Origin of the sequence: Aquabacter sediminis, from assembly GCF_028863665.1 — a bacterium.
Lineage (GTDB): Bacteria > Pseudomonadota > Alphaproteobacteria > Rhizobiales > Xanthobacteraceae > L1I39.
This window is the reverse complement of the sequence record NZ_JARBFX010000027.1, coordinates 1-3,397: the sequence shown is the minus strand read 5'-3', so window position 1 is coordinate 3,397 and position 3,397 is coordinate 1. Positions and strand designations below refer to the sequence as shown.

The 3,397-nt window shown below is 60.3% G+C and carries 2 protein-coding genes and 1 pseudogene; 2 read left to right on the top strand and 1 reads right to left on the bottom strand.

Annotated features, from left to right (window positions below; translation table 11 throughout):
* Positions 1-544 (bottom strand): annotated as a pseudogene (locus PV781_RS23985) (transposase); the annotation flags it as partial.
* Between the two features lie 523 nt (positions 545-1,067).
* On the opposite strand from PV781_RS23985, the gene PV781_RS23980 reads away from it, so the two are divergent.
* Together PV781_RS23980 and PV781_RS23975 are read left to right on the top strand one after the other, a co-directional pair.
* Positions 1,068-1,199 (top strand): hypothetical protein, encoded by a 132-nt coding sequence (locus PV781_RS23980; protein ID WP_274778134.1) that lies wholly within the window; start codon positions 1,068-1,070, stop codon positions 1,197-1,199.
* Positions 1,196-3,205, top strand: a complete 2,010-nt coding sequence (locus tag PV781_RS23975) for a DUF262 domain-containing protein (protein ID WP_274778133.1) — start codon at positions 1,196-1,198, stop codon at positions 3,203-3,205. Before PV781_RS23980 ends, PV781_RS23975 begins: the two co-directional genes overlap by 4 nt.
* The last annotated feature ends 192 nt before the right edge of the window (positions 3,206-3,397 follow it).

Below are 3,397 nucleotides of genomic sequence, written 5' to 3'. Positions count from 1 at the left end.
CGCACCATCAGCCGTTCCTCACGATAGAGCCGGAACAACCGCTTGTGGTTGACCCGGAAGCCCTCCCGCCTGAGCAGGACGTGGAGACGTCGATAGCCGAACCGCCGCCGTTCCTGGGCGATGGCCTTCATCCGCTCACGCAGCGAGGCGTCATTCCCGCGCGTGGCTTTGTATCTCATGGTCATGCGGCAGAAGCCGGTGGCTTTACACGCCCGCCGTTCGCTCATCCCATGGGCTTCCATGAGGTGGGCGACAGCCCTGCGCTCGGCAGCGGACGTTACCACTTCTTTCCCAGGAGATCCTTCAGCGCCACATTGTCCAGCATGGCATCGGCGAGCATGCGCTTCAGCTTGGCATTCTCATCCTCCAGCGCCCGCAGCCGCTTGGCCTCCGACACGTCCATCCCGCCGAAACGGGCCTTCCACTTGTAGATGCTGGCATCGCTGACCCCGTGCTTGCGGCACAGGTCCGAGACCGGCACCCCGGCCTCGTGCTCCTTCAGGATCCCGATGATCTGCTCTTCCGTGAAGCGGCTGCGCCTCATGTTCTGGTCCTCTCATTGGGCCAGAACGAACTTCAAACTGGATTAGCCAGGAGTGGCAACGTCAGCTGACATCCCTACCACGCGGAGATACTCAGAAACTGGAGCAGAACACTCGCATCCGGTTTCCTATCCTCCGCCAATTGCTCAGTTTTTCGCTTAGAAAAAGCAGGCGGCCAGCAGATAAGAAGTTTCTGATCGGGGCGGGGACACGAGCGCGACGACGAGGATTTTTGAGTGGTATCTTGTTGCCCCTTCTTGGCGGCCTACAGCTCTTGCGTTTTCATGGCGATTGCGTCCAATAAGTCCAAAATAGCTCTTTCTGGCCGAGTCGCATGAAATCCCTATCGGCGCGGGAGGCCAAAAAATGATCTCGGACGACTCATCGATTTGGCGCGGTCAGAACCAGTACGATCAAGAAACACGGTCGTGCCGTCTTCGTCATGTCGGTAGAATAGTCAGGGCGTCTGACAGTCGCGGTTCCTACGCGGTCGGCGCATGGAGAAACGGGCAAGGGGGATAGGTTGTGAGTCTGACTGACCGAGAGCTGACGAGCGCGCCGCGCGGCTACCCGAAGAAGGGCCGGTACAAGATCGGCGTCAAGGTCATAGATGTTTTCGGCAATGGCACGACCAAGGTCGTCGAGGTTTCGCTGTGAAGGCCGGCCCTATCGAAATCGGGCGGCTCCTGCAAAACCGCCAGCGTTTCTGCGTTCCCATCTATCAGCGCCATTATGTCTGGACGCGGCACAAACAATGGGAGCCGTTCTGGAACGATGTCCGCACCAAGGCGATCGAGTGCCTGAGCGGGCGCGAACGCCGCTTCTCGCATTTCATGGGCGCCGTCGTGCTGGAAGCGCGCGGCGGATTTTCGGCCGGGCGCGTGCCGTCTTTTCAGGTCGTGGACGGCCAGCAGCGTCTCACGACCTTCCAGATATTTCTTGCTGCGGCGCGGGACTATGCCCGTGCGGTGGGTTTCGAGAAAAGCGCCGAGAAGATCGCCGACTACATCCTGAACGACAAGCCGCACCTGATGGAGGACCGAGAGGTCGAAATCTATAAAGTGTGGCCGACACAGTACGACCGCCCGCTGTTCATCGACATCATCTCTGGTGATCGCGAGACGCTCCGTAGTAAATATAGCAAGCATTTTTATGCCCAGCGGGACAAGATTTACGACTACAACACCGTGCCGCGACTGCTATCCGCGTATGGCTATTTCTACGACAAGATCAAGCATTCGGTAGAGAGCGATGACCTGGAGGACGAGTTCGCGCCGTCGCCGGAGGCGTCGGACGAGGACACCGAAGAAGCCGCTGCCGCCCATTCCGGCGCGCCGGACGAGGTCAAGCTGGATTCGCTTTGGCAAGCACTTGTCGAGGAATTCAAGGTCGTCGAGATCGTCCTCGAAGAAGGAGACGACGCGCAGGTCATCTTTGAAACGCTGAACGAGCGCGGGGAGCCGCTTCTTGCCTCGGACCTGGTGCGCAACAACATCTTTCACCGGGCCGACGCCTCGGGCCAGAAGGCGGAACGGCTTTTTGCGACGCACTGGAAAGCGTTCGAAGATCCGTTCTGGAGTGTCGAGGAAAAGCAAGGGCGCTACAAGAAAGCCCGCATCGAGTTCTTTCTGTCGAATTTCATCGCCGGAAAGATTGCCGGCGAAGTCAATCTCTCGAAGCTTTTCAGCGAATACAAGGCCTTCCTGAAGCCCCGCAACGCCAAGGAGCCGCGCTACGCGACAGTGGCGGCGGAGTTGCAGGAACTGGAGCGGTTTGGCGGCGTCTACCGCGAGCTGGTCGAGCGCACCGCGGATTCGGCACTCGCCGCATTCTCCCGCCGCCTGCTGCCGTGGGATGTAACGACTGTCTATCCGCTGGCAATGCGCCTGTGGGCCAGCGACATCGAGGATGCGGGCAAGGCCGCCGCGCTCGACATGCTGCTATCCTTGATCGTCCGGCGCGGCGTCTGCGAGCTGACCAGCAAAAACTACAACAAGTTCTTCCTGACGGTGATCGCGCATCTGGATGACAAAGGCTGGAGCGCGGCCAATCTCGCCGCGTTTCTCCTGGCGCAGAAATCCGAGACCGGCCGCTTCCCGCGCGACGAAGAGTTTGAGCGGAAATGGCTCGACGCCCGCGCCTATGTCGCCTTGCAGCCGCCACGGGCACGGGCGATCCTTCAGGAAATTGAGATCGCGAAGCGCACCAAATTCCACGAGACAACCACGCTCGCCTCGTCCCTCACGGTTGAACACGTGATGCCGCAGCAATGGGCCGCGCATTGGCCCATGGCGGACGGCACCAGGCCCAATGCGGACCAGGCCCACGCCGCGCTCTTCAACAGCATCGAAGACGATACGCCCGTCGGTCGGATCGTGCGGCGGAACCGGCTCCGGGAAAGTTTCGGCAATCTCACATTGCTGACGCAGCCGCTGAATGCGGCTGTCAGCAACGGACCTTACCAGGATTGGGTCAATGAGAAGGGCGAGACGGTCAAGGGCAAGCGCACCGCTTTGCAGGATCACTCCCTGCTGGTCATGAATCGTGAAATCACCGGCTGCGACGCATGGGGCGAGGATGCGATTATCGCACGCGGCCGCAACCTGTTCGCACTGGCAAGAACAATCTGGAAATTGCCCGCGGCAAACGCGGCTGAGGCCTGACGGGGGGACGACGTGGCGCTGCATCTTGATTTTCCGACCGATCCTTATGCGGTGCTACCTTCGGACATACGCTGGTATCCCGGCGATGAACTGCTGGGCGGCATGGGCTATGAAAGGTGATGTCCCTGGGTGTGGTGTAGCTTCGGATCGCCACGGACCAGCCGACGGAGAAGGCCGGGCAGTCGTCATGCC